The organism is Neobacillus drentensis (genome assembly GCF_036966985.1).
In the GTDB taxonomy this organism is placed as follows: Bacteria; Bacillota; Bacilli; order Bacillales; family Cytobacillaceae; genus Neobacillus; species Neobacillus drentensis_E.
On record NZ_JBALSN010000530.1, the window covers coordinates 1 to 247 of the forward strand.

Sequence of the window (247 nt, forward strand, 5' to 3'; positions counted from 1 at the left end):
CTATGGAAAATATTCATAGTGATCCCTAGTCTATCATATAGTGTTCCTGTTGTAGTTTCTAACAATTTCCATTTCTATATTTTTTAGTGTATGGATAGTGTATCACTCAACAAGCTGATCCTCAATAAAACGCATCCTCTTAATTACCTTTCCTTCCTTACTTTTATCATAAACATTGTATTCTTTTTGTGGTTCAGCATCTGACCAAATGATCGATGCAATGAGATCATGTTTATGATGTTCCATC